Source organism: Colwellia sp. BRX8-5 (assembly GCF_014077325.1).
Taxonomy (GTDB): domain Bacteria; phylum Pseudomonadota; class Gammaproteobacteria; order Enterobacterales; family Alteromonadaceae; genus Colwellia_A.
Map to the genome: position 1 here is coordinate 1 of NZ_JACGVR010000036.1, position 15729 is coordinate 15729.

At 36.8% G+C, this 15729-nt stretch carries 14 protein-coding genes; 9 read left to right on the top strand and 5 right to left on the bottom strand.

All coding sequences use genetic code 11. From position 1 onward, the window contains the following. The coding region (locus H4J62_RS17165) for a hypothetical protein (protein WP_182231354.1) at nt 1-395 on the top strand (395 nt) is incomplete at its 5' end. A gap of 1003 nt (nt 396-1398) precedes the next feature. After that, complete coding sequence (locus H4J62_RS17170) at nt 1399-2970, top strand: ATP-binding protein (protein ID WP_182216689.1); 1572 nt, start codon at nt 1399-1401, stop codon at nt 2968-2970. 99 nt (nt 2971-3069) lie between these two features. Here the strand turns inward: H4J62_RS17170 and H4J62_RS17175 are convergent, their stop codons facing one another. The 5 genes from H4J62_RS17175 to H4J62_RS17195 all read right to left on the bottom strand — a co-directional run bounded on the left by H4J62_RS17175 (nt 3070) and on the right by H4J62_RS17195 (nt 8467). After that, entirely contained in the window at nt 3070-3435 is a 366-nt protein-coding gene (locus H4J62_RS17175) for a hypothetical protein (RefSeq protein ID WP_182216691.1), read from the bottom strand. 340 nt (nt 3436-3775) lie between these two features. Continuing rightward, on the bottom strand, nt 3776-5956 hold the full coding sequence (locus H4J62_RS17180) for a malate synthase G (RefSeq protein WP_182216692.1): 2181 nt from the start codon (nt 5954-5956) through the stop codon (nt 3776-3778). A 472-nt stretch (nt 5957-6428) separates the two neighbouring features. Next, nucleotides 6429-7148: an LrgB family protein gene (locus tag H4J62_RS17185; protein WP_310733510.1), complete on the bottom strand. Its 720-nt coding sequence runs from the start codon at nt 7146-7148 to the stop codon at nt 6429-6431. Beyond that, the gene (locus tag H4J62_RS17190; protein WP_182216694.1) at nt 7145-7522 is read right to left on the bottom strand and encodes a CidA/LrgA family protein; all 378 of its coding nucleotides are present in this window, start codon (nt 7520-7522) and stop codon (nt 7145-7147) included. Before H4J62_RS17190 ends, H4J62_RS17185 begins: the two co-directional genes overlap by 4 nt. Nucleotides 7523-7531: 9 nt before the next feature. Continuing rightward, on the bottom strand, nt 7532-8467 hold the full coding sequence (locus H4J62_RS17195) for a LysR family transcriptional regulator (protein WP_146795953.1): 936 nt from the start codon (nt 8465-8467) through the stop codon (nt 7532-7534). 342 nt (nt 8468-8809) lie between these two features. On the opposite strand from H4J62_RS17195, the gene H4J62_RS17200 reads away from it, so the two are divergent. The 7 genes from H4J62_RS17200 to H4J62_RS17225 all read left to right on the top strand — a co-directional run bounded on the left by H4J62_RS17200 (nt 8810) and on the right by H4J62_RS17225 (nt 15573). After that, nucleotides 8810-10393, top strand: coding sequence for an isocitrate lyase (locus tag H4J62_RS17200; RefSeq protein WP_182202968.1), 1584 nt, complete (start codon nt 8810-8812; stop codon nt 10391-10393). 217 nt (nt 10394-10610) lie between these two features. Then, on the top strand, nt 10611-10745 hold the full coding sequence (locus tag H4J62_RS20530) for a hypothetical protein (protein WP_259364774.1): 135 nt from the start codon (nt 10611-10613) through the stop codon (nt 10743-10745). Nucleotides 10746-10865: 120 nt separating this feature from the next. Next, the gene (locus H4J62_RS17205; protein ID WP_182216696.1) at nt 10866-12332 is read left to right on the top strand and encodes an alpha/beta fold hydrolase; all 1467 of its coding nucleotides are present in this window, start codon (nt 10866-10868) and stop codon (nt 12330-12332) included. 13 nt (nt 12333-12345) lie between these two features. Next, nucleotides 12346-13092: an ATP-binding cassette domain-containing protein gene (locus tag H4J62_RS17210; RefSeq protein ID WP_182216697.1), complete on the top strand. Its 747-nt coding sequence runs from the start codon at nt 12346-12348 to the stop codon at nt 13090-13092. Next, nucleotides 13089-14252: an ABC transporter permease gene (locus H4J62_RS17215; RefSeq protein ID WP_070375855.1), complete on the top strand. Its 1164-nt coding sequence runs from the start codon at nt 13089-13091 to the stop codon at nt 14250-14252. Before H4J62_RS17210 ends, H4J62_RS17215 begins: the two co-directional genes overlap by 4 nt. 32 nt (nt 14253-14284) lie before the next feature. After that, nucleotides 14285-14887, top strand: a complete 603-nt coding sequence (locus H4J62_RS17220) for an RNA polymerase sigma factor (protein ID WP_070375856.1) — start codon at nt 14285-14287, stop codon at nt 14885-14887. After that, nucleotides 14884-15573, top strand: coding sequence for a hypothetical protein (locus H4J62_RS17225; protein WP_182216699.1), 690 nt, complete (start codon nt 14884-14886; stop codon nt 15571-15573). The genes H4J62_RS17220 and H4J62_RS17225 overlap by 4 nt, the downstream gene beginning before the upstream one ends. Nucleotides 15574-15729 lie beyond the last annotated feature (156 nt).

Below are 15729 nucleotides of genomic sequence, written 5' to 3' on the forward strand. Positions count from 1 at the left end.
TATCTATTAATAAAAAGTTGTGGTCGTTTAACTTCGGCTGCCTAATTGCAGGCACGTTTTTTTGGTTAGTCAGTTTTGGAGTCTCTGCTCCTATCTCTGAAGTATTTCATTCTTATCCCCATTTTATACTTAATTATCATGCCGGAGTTGTAACCGCTTTCACCGCATTCTTATTAACGGGCGCTATTATTTTTATTATGCGCAGCTTGTTCAATGTCTGTGCAAGTGAACATACATTTTGGCTAATGTTACCAAGTTTAGGTTTTATTATTTTAGCGATACTCTTTAGTCAGTCAATATTAATAACCATGCTCTACGCCGCATTCCCAGCATTAATTGTTATCTTAACCAGTGCAATAAAGAGACGGATACCTAAATATAAAACGTTAGCGTAAAGTCCTCAGTTAAGTCTTAGTAGCTGATGTTTATTAATGACTGCTCATGTGATTATTTATTTTATTGGTTAACTAATCCTTTAAAAATTATCGAGCTTGCTCTGCAGAGGCAGTAAACTAGGCTTTACTGTCTCTATTGTTAATGCGCTTACAAAGCGCATTGACCAAAATATTACTGCGCCGCTGCGTTGACATCTTGATATTAAAAAAATACGGGCAAGTCGACAAACAAAACTATTAATGATGCCAGTAGTAAATTCATTTCACTAATCTCTGATAATTACTTGCATGAACTGTCACCTATTCAAAATTTGTATTTGTTATTCGTATTAAAATAATTAATGTTAAATCAGTATTTATGCGTTATCACCGACTGCATAAAGAGCCGCTGCTACCTCTGGTGTATCTTTTTTATATTCATTGTGAAGCTATTGAAAATTTAAAAAACTATATCAATAAGGCGGATATTATTTCTTGTGCTACGCTAAATACACAAGCATTATCTTTTGGTTAATGATTACAAAAAGATCAACATTTAGATATGGTTGGAGCCTATAGACCCAAGATGAGATAAATGGATAATCTGTGCTTAGTGTGCGCATATTTTTTGTCGACAACATGGAAAGTGCCTTACATTAAACTGGCTATTTAGCTATGCTGTTAAAAGCGAAGGCTATACTTGCTGACCGTATTAATACTGATTTATTTTCGATGTCTGATAAACCTTATTTTGTAGAACATAAGGCAGTAGATATTATTATTTAAAAGGTGCTAGTACAGGCATTAGAAGATATAACCGCAGCAAAATTTGTCGCTAGATATGTTAATACATCTAAGTCAAACCTTGCTCGTTAGAGGCGTTTTTTTTATGCTGATTGACAGGTTTATGTCGTTATTTTTATTGACATTAAACAAGATCAATATTTAAATGATGTTATAAAAACTTTTTTAAGTAATACAGATAGTCGTATCTATTTTACTGCTTTTATTGATGGTGTGATAAATGGAAAAATCTGGATCCTTTAATAGTAAGTTAAGCCGTAGAGTACTTATTTACATATTGCTATGTAGTTCGGTATTGTCTATCAGCTCAACTTTTCTGCAATTGTATGTTAACTACAATGAAAGTCTAACGACGTTAGATCAAAGATTTAGCAATGTTGAAACAAGTTATCTTCAATCTATATCCACTAGCTTGTGGGATTTTAATGAGCCGTTAGTACAACAACAAATTCAAGGTATTGTAAAATTACCTGATATTAGTCATGTGAAAATTGTCACAGGTTTTGGCAAAACTTATCAGTTTGGTGACGAAAATATCTCAGCCGATAAAGTCGTTGAGTACCCAATATTTTATAGCGAAAATGATATTGGTGTGCTTATTGTTACCGCGAGCTATAAAGATATTTATCAACGATTGTGGCAGCAAGCAGGATTTATTTTAACTGCCGAAGTGATCAAGATTTTTATTGTGGCGTTTTTTATTATATTCATCGTTCATTGGCTTATCACTCGTCATATATATCATATTACTTATTACTCGCAACAAGTTGCGGCTGATAAAATAGATACGCCCTTGGTATTAAGCTCTCGTCCAAAAGCCAAAGACGAACTTGATGAGCTTGCCGAAACGATTAATAACATGCGTACCACTTTAAAAAACGATATCTTAAAGTTAGAAGATGCAGAAAATGCGTTAATTAACCTTAACGGTGAACTTGAAGTAAAAGTGTATGACCGAACGGCTAAATTGGCCTCGAGCAACAACCAATTACAACAATCTTTAGATGACTTAACGTTAGCAAAAGATCAACTAGTACAATCAGAGAAAATGGCCTCTTTAGGGCAATTGGTTGCAGGGGTTGCACACGAAGTTAATACGCCATTGGGTATCTGTGTTACATCAATAACGGCATTAAAAGAGAAAGTCTTGGAGTTAAGCCATTCGGTAGAGACTGAAAATCTGACCAAATCACATTTAACTAAAACCTTGAGTCTGTTGATTGAATATCAGAATATTATTGAAAGGAGTTTAAACAAAGCGGTTGAATTAATCAGAGGTTTTAAATCAGTTGCTGTTGAGCAACATACCGACCCAGAGTTGAAAATTAATTTATCCAGACACGTTAATGATGTTGTTAACACGGTAAAAACTCTCTTTAAACGTAAAAAATATGTCATTAATATCGACGTTGATGAAAAACTTAATTTGCTCACTTATCCAAGTGCATGGAATCAAATTCTGACAAATTTTTTAACCAATTCGCACATTCATGGTTTTGACGAAAGAGAAAGTGGTGAAATCTCAATAAAGTTTGTTGAGGATAATGGCTTTTTAACACTGACCTATAGTGATAATGGCAAAGGATTAGATAGCAGTGTTGTTAATCGTATCTTCGACCCTTTTGTTACAACCAAACGTGGTCAAGGTGGTTCAGGTCTAGGAATGAATATTGTTTATAATTTAGTGGACGCAAAATTAAAAGGCACTATAAAATGCTTAGATACAAAAGTAGGCTGTAGTTTTGAGGTCAGGGTACCGATAAAAGATAAACAAGGTGAACTTGAAGCATAAACCTTATTTTTCTGTTAAAAAAAAAGCCCTTGAGGCTTTTTTTTTATTAATAGCCTGAAATGATTTTTAGGCTATTATGATTAAAGTCGTTGTTTGAGTTTAGTCTATTTTAGATAACTGCTTTAAGGGGATGTCACGAGCGTTACCCATATCATCAACAAATAAAGCGGAAATTAACTGCTGCAATTTATCATTAAAAATAATGGCCAATTCAAAATATCCATTTTTAGTGGTTGTTGTAGCTGCGTTAAGTTCTTTTAAGTTATTGTCTGGCTTTAACAAGGGTTTTTCTTTAGCGCCACCTTCATCTACCACTTTAGGAAAAGCAAACATATAAGTAATCGTCTTTAGCTCTTTGTTCATTTGTGCGTTATTTGATTCTGCTGAAGCAGTCGAAAGGGTACAGCACAATCCAATGATGCTGAATATGGCACTTAACGCTACCGTTCTAATTTGTGATTTCATGTTGCGATCCTCGTCTTATAAATTCACATAGCATTGACTACAAAATTTCTGTATTGAAAACAATCTTACTTGTACTATTCTATCTAATTGAAATTGTAACTATATTGTTTACACCCTAACTATAAATTGTTAAGAAATATATAGCCAACGATATAAGTTCAATGGTTAAAAATTTGAGTTTAATGGCTTTTTAGTCTTACTTAACCCAGGTAAATCATCATTAAAAGTGTATTAGTTAGTTAGATAGACAGGCAATTGTGGAGGAAAGTTTCATTGAGCTTAAATAAAAAAAGAAATATTAAGATTAATATTTCTTTTTTAGAGGGCGTATTAGATGAGACTAACTGAGTTGCTTCACTTTTAGTCGGTAACTATGTAATAAAGGTTCGGTATAACCATTAACTTGTGTTGTGCCTAAAAATACTAAATCACAAGCCGCTTTAAAAGCGATACTCTTTTCAAAGTTACTTGCCATTGGTTGATAGTTAACATCATTTTTATTTTGGCTATCAACAGTTTTAGCCATCTTTTTCAAACTGGCTAACACTTGTTGTTCACTACAAACCTCATGCTTCATCCAATTGGCCATATGTTGACTGGAGATACGTAAAGTTGCTCTGTCTTCCATTAAACCGACATTATTAATATCAGGCACTTTTGAACAACCGACACCTTGATCAATCCATCGTACAACGTAGCCTAAAATACCCTGAGCGTTATTATCGAGTTCATCAGAGATCTCCTGCTCACTCCAGTTGGTGTCTTTTGCGAGTGGTATCGTTAAGATATCATCTAAGTTAGCCGGAGTACGTAGCATTAACTTTTTCTGAAGCGCGAAAACATTCTCTCTATGATAATGCAAGGCGTGCAGGGTTGCTGCTGTAGGAGAAGGTACCCAAGCTGTATTTGCCCCTGCTTGTACGTGATTAATTTTAGTAGCTAACATATTCAACATTTGATCAGGAATGGGCCACATGCCCTTACCAATTTGTGCTCTGCCACTAAAGCCACAGGCTAAGCCTACATCAACGTTATTATCTTCATAAGCGCTTATCCAAGGTGTTAACTTGATATCTGCTTTTTTAGCCATAATACCAGCCGCCATTGATGTATGAATTTCATCACCGGTGCGGTCTAAGAAGCCAGTGTTAATAAAGACCACACGAGACTTAGCTTGAGCGATACAAGCCTTTAAATTAACACTTGTACGACGCTCTTCATCCATTATACCCATTTTTATGGTGTTTCTTGTTAACGCTAAAGCATCTTCGACTTGTTCAAATAATGTATTAGCAAAAGCGACCTCTTCTGGACCATGCATTTTTGGCTTAACAATATAAATTGATTTTTCTGCACTATTACAAAATGACTTGGCATCGGCAGTTTGTTGTAAATTAAGGCTAGCGATTAGTGAGGTTACCATGGCATCAATAATACCTTCTGGCACTTCAGAGCCATCAGCTAATAAGATGGCATTGTTCGTCATTAAATGCCCAACATTACGGACAAACATTAAACTACGGCCTTTTAGCGTTAAGTTCGCGCCATCAGTTTGATGATACTGTCTGTCAACCGCCATAGTGCGCTGAATAGTTTTACCATTTTTGACTAAGTCAGTGGTTAAGTTACCTTGCATTAATCCCAACCAGTTTTTATAAGCGACCACTTTATCATCAGCATCAACGGCTGCGACAGAGTCTTCACAATCCATAATGGTGGTTAAAGCCGACTCAAGGGTAATGTCAGAAATACCTGCTTTATCGCTTTTTGCGATAACACTACTTTTATTAAAGTTAATTTCAAAGTGTAAACCATTATGTTCAAACAATAGCGCGGTTGGTGCATCTACTGTGCCTTGATAACCTTTAAAAGCATCGCCATTTGCAAGTTTAACGGTTTCGCCACTTTCAAGTGTAACCGTTAAAAGAGCATCAGATACGTTGTAGTGTTTCGCTTGGACGTGACTACCAGCAGTTAATGGAATACTTTGATCTAAAAATTGTCGGGCAAATTCAATAACCTTTTGACCACGAATGGCATTATAGCCACCAGCGTTTTCAGCCCCATTTTCTGAAGAAATAACGTCGCTACCATAAAGGGCATCATACAAGCTTCCCCAACGAGCATTAACGGCGTTAATGGCAAACCTAGCGTTCATTATTGGTACCACGAGTTGCGGACCCGCCATTGTTGCTAATTCAGCATCTACATTTTTGGTTGTTATGGCAAAGTCATCAACCTCAGGTACCAAGTAATTGATATCTTTTAGAAATTTTTTGTATGATGAAAAATCAAAGTTATCGGCAAAGTTATTCTGATGCCAGCCATCTATTTTTGTTTGTAAATCATCACGTGTTGCTAACAAGGCTTTATTAATAGGTGTTAATTTTTCAATGATTGTTGAGAAGTTTTGCCAAAAATCTGTTGGTGAAATTAGGCTATGAGGAAGTACATCCTGTTCAATAAATTGATGTAAACATTGCGCTACTTGGATATTTTGGATCTTTATGTACGGGGTCATCATGTTTCCTCTTGTGCAATCATTTACGCAACTTCTATTTGAATATTTAACTATGGCGTAAATATTTTTATCATAAATGTATTTAACCCTCTTTCTAAAAGAGCATTAAACATAATTAATAACAGTATCTAAGTGCAATGTAGGAGGTATTATTTTTTCATGCAAGAGCTGAAAAAAGTTTCCTAAAGAAATTAGTTGTTATTTTTGTATTTTGATAAGTGATTTTTATTATATCTAAATGATAATTATAGACTATTTGGTTTTTGATTTTATTAAAATCGGTCCAATAACTAATTATTGTTATTAATAATAGCTACCATAAATATTGTGAATGTAAGTTGTTTGATTTGTTTTTTTTGTGAATGTAACTTTTGATAAAGCGCGTTAATCATTTTTCATCAAAAATATTATGGTGAAGCTGTTGCCGAGTATTCATAGTGAGCACTCTATATAGTAAAATCGTTGTGGGCCGTTAGCGTAAAAAAAGTACCAAAGTATTAATAATCATTGGACTAAAGATGGCAGTGATAACCGCTGAAATAATCAAAGCCAAAGAACTGTAGGCGGCATGCTCATAACTCACTTTGCTAATTGTTGCGGTTCCTAATGCATGGCTCGCCGCGCCAATAGCTAAGCCTTGTGCTTTAGGTGAGGTGACCTTAATTAAAGATAGCCAAGGAGGACCTAATAAAGCGCCAAACAATCCGGCTAAAATTATCGCAAACGCAGTGATGGAATTACTGCCATTGAGTTGTTCCGTTAATGCTATGCCAATCGGTGTTGTTACTGATTTCAAAGAAAGCGAAACGGCAATATCGTATTGATTAATGGTCAATAAAGTGATGATAAAACTTATCGATATGGCGATAAATACCCCAACCAATAGCAGTACCATTATATGTCGCCATTGTTTTTTAATCGTTTGAAGATGCTGGTATAACGGGAAACCCAAAGCCACAACAGCAGGCTCTAAGAGTTTATTTAATGAGGCGGTGGCTTGGTAATATTGTTCAAAAGGAATGTTAAATATTAGCAAAAATGGGATCAGCGTTAGGATCGACAACAGCATTGGATTTAACCAGGCTTTTTTTAATTTTTGTTGTAACTTGGCATAAGCATGATAAACCGCAAGTGTAAGCAGTATAAAAAATAAGGCAGCGCTTATCATTGATAAAAGGGGGTGGCTTATCACTTGTTTTGCTCGCTAGTTGCGGTTAATTGCTGTCGATTAAGTTGTCGCTGATAAACAAGTCCAACAAAGGTGAGTAATAAAAAGGTCGTAAAAAAGATGATGGCAATTAAGGTTAAGCCATGCGCTTTAATTAATTCGAAGTGATTAATGATGCCAACACCCGCAGGGACAAAACAAACCGCCATATTAGCCAACGCCCACTCAATACAAGGTTGAATACGCTTGGCATTAAGTATCTTAAAATGCAGTAGCATGGTGAACATCATCATGCCATATAAACTCGCAGGTAAGATCGGCAGGAAAGTCTCAATCACTTTTCCTGCTAACAAACAAATGCCTACCGAGAATATACTGTAGATTATATGACTAAACATGGCGTAATATTACCCTTGTGCTGCCGCTTCAATAACCAGTTGTCTAAACCAAATATGGCTAGCATCATGATGTAATAACGGGCTCCAAATCATTTTTAATTCTATATCAGGAATGTCAAAAGGGGGATCAACAATGGTATATTTGTTATCATCTTTGTGTAATAAAGCCGCTTTTGTCGGTAAAGTGGCGATTAAGCCATCTTCATGAGCGAGTTGCATGGCAACATGATAATTACGGGTAAATACCTTTATATCTCTTTGCTTGCCTAAACGTGCTAACGCTTCATCTACCCAACCCAATTTTTGTACGTCTTTGGGATCCATACCCACCCCAACCCCAAAGCCAGTTTTTGACACCCAAACATGCTTTGATGACAGATAAGTATCTAAATTGAATTCAGCTACATAAGGGCTATTAGCACTTAACAAACATGAGAATGAATCACGCCAGATGGTTTTCTGATGAAATGACTGTGGTAATTCATCAAAGCGGTTAATCGCCATATCAATTTTGCCAGCTTCAACATCGTGAAAAGTTACGTCACTTGGCGTCATAATATCAATGGTCACATTCGGCGCAATTTCATTTATTTTTCTTAATAAACTTGGCAGTAACGTTGAAGCCGCGTAATCACTTGCCATAATGCGGAAAACACGTTGGCTGTGCTTTTCATTAAACTCTTCTTCACCCTGCAACGCTTCTTCAAGTTCTAATAAGATTTTTCTGATCACCGGTGCTAAAGCGCGCGAGCGTTCGGTTGGTACCATGCCATCAGATGTTCTTACTAATATCGGATCATTAAATAAGTTTCTTAGTCTTTTTAAACCGTTACTCATTGCCGGTTGGGTAATATTAAGCTGGCTTGCTGAACGAGTAACATTTTTTTCTCTTAATAAAACATCAAGGTAAATAAGGAGATTTAAATCGATTTTAGCAATATTCATAGTTTTTATGACCAACAGAAATAATATAACTAATGTATATGTCATGTGCAGAAAAATAAATCAAGAAGTTTTCATTGTCTAATAAAAATATTAATCAGCTTTTAAAGCGGTAATACTGAGGTTTATGCTTATTACCTATTGAAAAATAAGTACAATTATTATTTGTGAGTTTGGTATTTATCTTGTGAATGGTAGTGATTGATATTATATATTTTAAGAATACTCTCAGGATGTTCTAGACTTTGTCTTGTTCGGTGTGTTTGCTTTAATTTTTACTTTTTATTTTAAGTGTTGAAGCGAACAAGACCTTTTAAAAATATTATCAGACTCTTGGAGAGTACTATGTCTAATTATCAAAATGCAATAGAAGCGGTTAAAGCGATTAAAGCAAATGCAGGTACCTCTTGGGATACTATTAATCCTGAGTCAATAGCTCGTATGAGAGCACAGAATAAATTCAAAACTGGTTTAGATATCGCTCAGTATACTGCCGACATCATGCGTCGCGATATGGATGCTTACGATGCTGATAGCTCTAAGTATACTCAGTCTTTAGGTTGCTGGCACGGTTTTGTTGGCCAACAAAAAATGATTTCTATTAAGAAACATTTTGGTGGCAAAACAGACCGTCGTTACTTATACCTTTCAGGTTGGATGGTTGCAGCACTTCGTTCAGAATTAGGTCCTCTTCCTGACCAATCAATGCACGAGAAAACATCTGTCGCTGCTTTAGTTAAAGAACTTTATACTTTTCTTCGTCAAGCCGATGCACGTGAACTCGGTGGTCTTTTTCGCGACCTAGACGCAGCAAGTGCCGCTGATAAAGCCGCTATTCAAGATAAAATTGATAACCATGTTACTCACGTTGTACCAATTATTGCTGACATCGATGCTGGTTTTGGTAATGCAGAAGCAACTTACCTTATGGCTAAGCAAATGATTGAAGCAGGCGCTTGTGCTCTTCAAATCGAAAACCAGGTTGCCGATGAAAAGCAATGTGGCCATCAAGATGGTAAAGTAACGGTTCCTCATGCAGATTTTCATTCAAAAATTCGTGCTTTACGTCATGCATTCCTTGAACTAGGTATCGACAACGGTATCATCGTTTCACGCACTGACTCTGAAGGTGCTGGCCTGACTAAAGAAATCGCGGTTGTTAAAACGCCAGGCGATCAAGGTGATATCTATAACTCTTTCTTAGATGTTGAAGAGATTGACGTAGCTGACATGGCTGAAGGCGATGTATGCTTTAACCGTGACGGTAAACTTGTTCGTCCTAAACGTTTACCTTCTGGTTTATACCAATTCCGTCAAGGTACTGGTGAAGAGCGTTGTGTTTTTGACAGCATAGAAGCAATTAAAGCGGGTGCTGATTTGTTATGGATAGAAACAGCGACACCTAACGTTGCCGATATCACAGCCATGATGGATGAAGTTCGTAAAGAAATTCCAAATGCTAAACTTGTTTACAACAACAGCCCATCGTTCAACTGGACATTAAACTTCCGCCAGCAAGCGTTTGACGCTATGGTTGCTGCGGGTGAAGATGTATCTAACTATGTACGTGCTGATTTAATGAATGTTGATTACGATACGACTGAGTTAGCTGCATCAGCAGATGACAAAATCCGTAGCTTCCAAGCTGAGACTTCACGTAAAGCTGGTATCTTCCATCACTTAATCACGCTTCCTACTTACCATACAACAGCATTGTCTGTAGATAACCTAGCTAAAGAATACTTTGGCGACGCGGCGATGCTTGGTTATGTTGAAGGTGTACAACGTAAAGAAATTCGTCAAGGTATTGCCTGTGTTAAACATCAAAACATGTCAGGCTCTGACATGGGTGATGATCACAAAGAATACTTTGCTGGTGAGAACGCGCTTAAAGCAGGTGGCGAGAACAACACCTCTAACCAGTTCTAATCACGATTAAAAACAGTTTTCTCTAGAAGTAAAAACCGAATAGCATTAAATGTTATTCGGTTTTTTTATGTACAGGATGTACGGTATGTCGTGGTGCCATGGATGGCAATGAACGACGAATGTATACGACTGCATGGATGCATGGATGCAGGAGGTAGAGCGAAGCATGGATGCCCGAGCCGAGGATGTACGGTATGTCGTGGTGCCATGGATGGCAATGAACGACGAATGGTCAGCATTCGTCTTGCGCACTTATCGTCATGCTGAATTTATTTCAGTATCTGTTCTTGAAGTTGTAGTAAAATATCCTAAAACCGTCATGGGAGAAATTACCGATCCTTGCTTAAAATAATACTGCTAAATGTCACTTATAAACAATCATTTAAAAATAAATGCAGCTTTATTAAAATAAACTGTAATAAAAAGTCTAAGGCTGAGACTATATGTTCGATATTTTAAAAGGAATAAAATAATGAAAATAAAATGGCAAAGCCTTTTAGCATTAAGTTTACTGAGTTTTAGCTCACTACTTTTAGCTGAAGACAATAATACACAAAATAATAATAAAGAAGTTTTAAGCTTGGAAAACTGCCACCTAAAGGGCATTAAGTCGCAAGTTCAGTGTGGCACATTACAAGTACCAGAAAATTATAGTTTACCTGAAGGTGAAAAAATAAGCGTTAATTTTGCGGTGTTGCCGGCTATTGATAGTAGTCAAAATAAAACGCCTTTAATGTTTTTAGCGGGTGGGCCAGGTCAAGCATCCGTTGAACTAGCTGCGCATATATTTAGTACTTTTGGTGAAATTAAAAAGTCGCATGACATTATTTTAGTGGATCAACGGGGTACGGGGAAATCACATCCTTTATCGTGTGATGAAAATGAAGTAAGAAACGCTTATGAAATTATTCCTGAAGACTTTTCTCCACAAGAAATCAAAGACTGTATCGCACAATTCAAAGGCGACTTAAGTCAATATAATTCAGAAAATGCTATTCGTGATTTTGATGCAGTACGCGTTGCACTCGGCCATGAAAAAATTAATATTTATGGTGGTTCTTACGGCACACGTGCGGCTTTGGTTTATATGCGCCTTTTTCCTGATGCACTTAACAGTGTCGTACTAGACAGTGTTGGTCCCATTGAAGTGCCTATTGGTACTTTTGGTCAAAGTTCCGCGCGTTCATTTAATTTATTACTCGAAAACTGCCAGCAAGATGAAAGTTGTAACAGCGCTTACCCTTCATTAAAAGATGACTTTACAGCGGTTATTGCTCGATTAGAACAAGCGCCGGTAAATCTTAAAATAGCGCATCCCCGTTTAGGTACAAAGACTGACTTCGTGTTAAGTCGTAGCAAGTTTATTAGTAATTTACGCATGCAATTATACTCTATGCAAACCCGTACTTTAGTGCCCTTGGTTATACATCAGGCTTTTTTAGGTAACTATCAACCTATGATTGGTTTAATTGCCATGTCAGAAGGGGGAATGGGTATGTATGTGGGCTTAACGTTAAATATTGTCTGTAATGAAGACTTTCCTAAAATTACTACTGAAATGTTTGCTGGCGATGCCAACAATACTTTTGGTGGCAACGACAGCCATAGTGCTTGGCTACAAGCCTGTCCGTTATGGCCTAAGTATGCGGTTAGCGATGATTTCTATCAAAGTGTAACGGCTAATATCCCAACACTTATTTTATCAGGAAATTTAGACCCAGTAACACCGCCGAGTAACGGTGATGAATCTGCCAAAACCTTACCTAATAATCACCACATTGTTTCTAAAAACAGTGCACATATTGTTGCTTCAACGCCTTGCGGTATTGAAATTGTTAATGAATTTCTAACAACACTCGATCCGAATGATTTAGATGAATCGTGTTTAGCTGAGTTAAAAAGTGAAACATTTATGACGCATTTAAACGGCAACCTATAAGGATATAATTATTATGATTGAAGTTAACAATTTACATAAAAGCTTTATCGATAAAAAAAATACGGTAAAAGCCCTAGATGGTTTGTCGTTTACCGCGAAAAATGGTGAGATCACTGGTATTTTAGGTCCAAATGGTGCGGGTAAAACGACTTGTTTACGTACTCTCTATGGTTTGCTAAAAGCTGATGAAGGTTCGGTATTAGTCGATGGTATTAATGTTTTAGAAGACCCTTTAGCGGTTAGGCAACGATTAGGAATCTTCCCCGATAAATTTGGTTTGTACGAGCGTTTAACTGCCTATGAACAAGTGGACTATTTTGCCAGCCTTCATGGTATGCAAGGAGCGAAGAAAAAAGCGGCAATAGCGCAAATATTTAAAGATTTAGAAATGGAAGAATTAGCGCATCGTAAAACGGTTGGCTTCTCGCAAGGGCAACGGATGAAAGTCACTTTAGCTCAGGCTTTAGTGCATCAGCCGAAAAACTTTGTTCTTGATGAACCGACTCGCGGACTCGATGTAATGAGCACACGAGTTTTGCGCAATCACTTAGCCAAATTTAAAGAGAAAGGTCATTGTATTTTATTTTCATCACATGTCATGCAAGAAGTTGCAGCCTTATGTGATCGGGTCATTATTGTTTCTAATGGCAAATTAGCCGCACAAGGCACGCCACAAGAGTTATGTGATTTAGCGGGTGAAAAATTATTAGAAGATGCCTTTGTTAAATTAATTGGCTCAGATGAAGGAGTTGCCGCATGATCCAGTTTAAAGCATTATTAATTAAAGAATTAAGAGAAGCCTTTCGTGATAAACGTGCCTTGATGGTCGCGTTAAGTATGGGCTTATTCGCACCAATAATGATTATGGTAATATCGAAAACCATGATCAAAGAAATCGTTGATAACCCCCCTATTTATGTGCAATTTACCGGCGCTGAATTTGCACCCAAATTGATTGAGAAGTTTGCCGTCAATAATATTTTACAATTTGCCGATGTACCTGAAGAAGAAAAGTACGCATGGCAAGAACGTAATATTGAAGTAGATATACCAAAAGATTTTGCTGAAAAAATGTTAGCGGGTCAGGCTATAGACGTTGTTTTACGTGCAGATTTTGGTAAAAAAGCCTCTAGTGCACCGATCCGAAGAGTCAAAGAAGTGGTACGAGAATACTCACTTGCTATCGGTTATAAGCGTTTACTGGTCAGGGGAGTTGATATTAATTTATTACAACCTATTGTTCTGCAAGAACAAGATACAGCACTTCCAACCAGCAATGCAGTGATGGTCTCGATGTTTTTAGGTATCTATTTATTGATGGGCGCTTTTGTTTCAGGGCTATCAATTGCCATTGACTCGAGTGCGGGTGAGCGGGAACGTAATGTTTTAGAGATGCTACTATGTCAGCCGGTCAGTACCCTTAAAATAGTGTTGGCAAAAATGACTTGTGCCAGTTCTATTTCAGTATTGTCTATTGTTATCATGTTGGTATTGACCACCGTTTCTGTTGGCTTTATTGATCTCACTAAAATAGGGGCAACCTTTAGTTTAAATGCCTTTAGTATTGCGGCCTTATTACTACTACTTATTCCACTATGTTTTTTTGCAACGGCTTTACAATTATTCTTTTCGTTTCAAGCGAAAAGTTTTAAAGAAGCACAGTCAACCGTCTCTATGCTAATTATGCTTCCTGCTATGGTACCGTTTGCCATTATGATGATTGATGATAAGCCTGAATGGGTGAATTGGTTACCTATTTCAGGACAATCAATGTTGATGGAAGATGTTTTTAAGGGCTTACCTGTCGATTGGACTGTGCTTGCAAGTACCACCGCAATTACGGTGGGGATGACCGTGGCATTAGTGCTGGCACTCGCACAAAAATTAAAATCAGAAAAAGTGGTGATGTCATTAAGTTAATCTTTATGACAATACGCTGAGTTGGTATTAAGATGAATAACTCGATAGAATTAACATTACAGCAACAAGACCGCTTTCAAACGGCGTATCAACATATATTGAGTTATTCTTTGAAACGTACTGCAAATTATCAGCAAACATTCACCCAATGGATGACAGAGTATGAAAAATTACTCCGTCATATCATTACCGGATTTGAAGCAAAACCGTCAATTCAAGATGAGCTTTTTCAAGAAATAGCCCTCAATCTTTGGCGGGCACTACCTAGCTTTAGAAATGACTGTACGGTAAAAACTTTTGTCGCTCGTATTGCTCATAATGTTTTAGCTACGCATGTTGCCAAAGCAGTAAAAAGTGTCAAGGTAGAGCAAAGTATTGATGATATTTGCCAAGAGACAGAGCAAGATAAAATTCAACCTACACCCCATCAGAGCTTAGAAAAACAACGTAGACAACAACGTTTAGCTCAATCTATTAGGCAACTTAAACTTGAACAACAGCAAGTGATCACCTTAGCGCTCGAAGGCATGAGTTATCAAGAAATTGCCGATATTTTAGTGATATCCGTTAATCTTGTTGGTGTGCGTTTACAACGCGCAAAAATCGCTTTGAGTAAGTTAATGGAGGCGGTATGAACGAAGAAGATTCCCTGTTACATAAAAAAAGTAAAGTGATTTTATCTACTCAAAGTCAAGCTGAGGCGATACTTGATGTTGCAACTTTACCCAAGAATAAAGCGACTAAACCACTCGATAGTTCGGTAATTGATGAACAATGGGCGCAGATGAGCCAAGACTGGCAAAGCCAACCTATTATTAAAACCGATATTAACCGTTTACTTAAACGAACAAAGCAAAGAACTGTGTGGGCTAAATCTTTATTAGTCATAGATATTATGGCTACGTTGGCTATGTTGTTTGTTGCTAGCTATATGTGGCTCAGTGGCTCGAAAGATCAAGCAACCATTATTTACTTAGGTGGTGGTGGCATTCTTTCCATTATTTTTGTAATATTTGCCATTAAAGCTCGTTTATCGGCATGGAAAATAAATTGTGGCAGTCCTGATAAAGCAATTGAACATGCCATTCTCGGTTGTCAGTCGTCTATTAGCTACATCAAGTTAATAAAGTTCTCTTGTCTCATTATTGGGCCCTTTGCCAATTGGTATGTTTTTGCTGTCACCGAGCAATTAGAAAAATCGCCCATTGTTGGTCTAGCTATTTTGAATATATTTCTGGTGAGTATTTGGCTTGTCAGTCAGTCTTTTTATATAAAAAGGCAAGAAGAGTTAAAACAACTAAATGATATTTTAATAAAATAAATATTGGTTATTTCTTAATAAGATAGATTATATTTTGTTTTTCTGCTTTATTTCTGTTTTAAATTTCTTGTTATTGCTTTTTTTCTTCGTTATATTCTATTTACTGTTAACGTTGATCAAAGCTGTAAAAGTTTTTATCGATAATAACAGCAACAC

Coding starts and splice junctions, on each gene's coding strand:
- H4J62_RS17170 (WP_182216689.1), top strand. CDS start 1,399: ATGGAAAAATCTGGATCCTTTAATAGTAAGTTAAGCCGTAGAGTACTT.
- H4J62_RS17175 (WP_182216691.1), bottom strand. CDS start 3,435: ATGAAATCACAAATTAGAACGGTAGCGTTAAGTGCCATATTCAGCATC.
- H4J62_RS17180 (WP_182216692.1), bottom strand. CDS start 5,956: ATGACCCCGTACATAAAGATCCAAAATATCCAAGTAGCGCAATGTTTA.
- H4J62_RS17190 (WP_182216694.1), bottom strand. CDS start 7,522: ATGTTTAGTCATATAATCTACAGTATATTCTCGGTAGGCATTTGTTTG.
- H4J62_RS17195 (WP_146795953.1), bottom strand. CDS start 8,467: ATGAATATTGCTAAAATCGATTTAAATCTCCTTATTTACCTTGATGTT.
- H4J62_RS17200 (WP_182202968.1), top strand. CDS start 8,810: ATGTCTAATTATCAAAATGCAATAGAAGCGGTTAAAGCGATTAAAGCA.
- H4J62_RS20530 (WP_259364774.1), top strand. CDS start 10,611: ATGAACGACGAATGGTCAGCATTCGTCTTGCGCACTTATCGTCATGCT.
- H4J62_RS17205 (WP_182216696.1), top strand. CDS start 10,866: ATGAAAATAAAATGGCAAAGCCTTTTAGCATTAAGTTTACTGAGTTTT.
- H4J62_RS17210 (WP_182216697.1), top strand. CDS start 12,346: ATGATTGAAGTTAACAATTTACATAAAAGCTTTATCGATAAAAAAAAT.
- H4J62_RS17215 (WP_070375855.1), top strand. CDS start 13,089: ATGATCCAGTTTAAAGCATTATTAATTAAAGAATTAAGAGAAGCCTTT.
- H4J62_RS17220 (WP_070375856.1), top strand. CDS start 14,285: ATGAATAACTCGATAGAATTAACATTACAGCAACAAGACCGCTTTCAA.
- H4J62_RS17225 (WP_182216699.1), top strand. CDS start 14,884: ATGAACGAAGAAGATTCCCTGTTACATAAAAAAAGTAAAGTGATTTTA.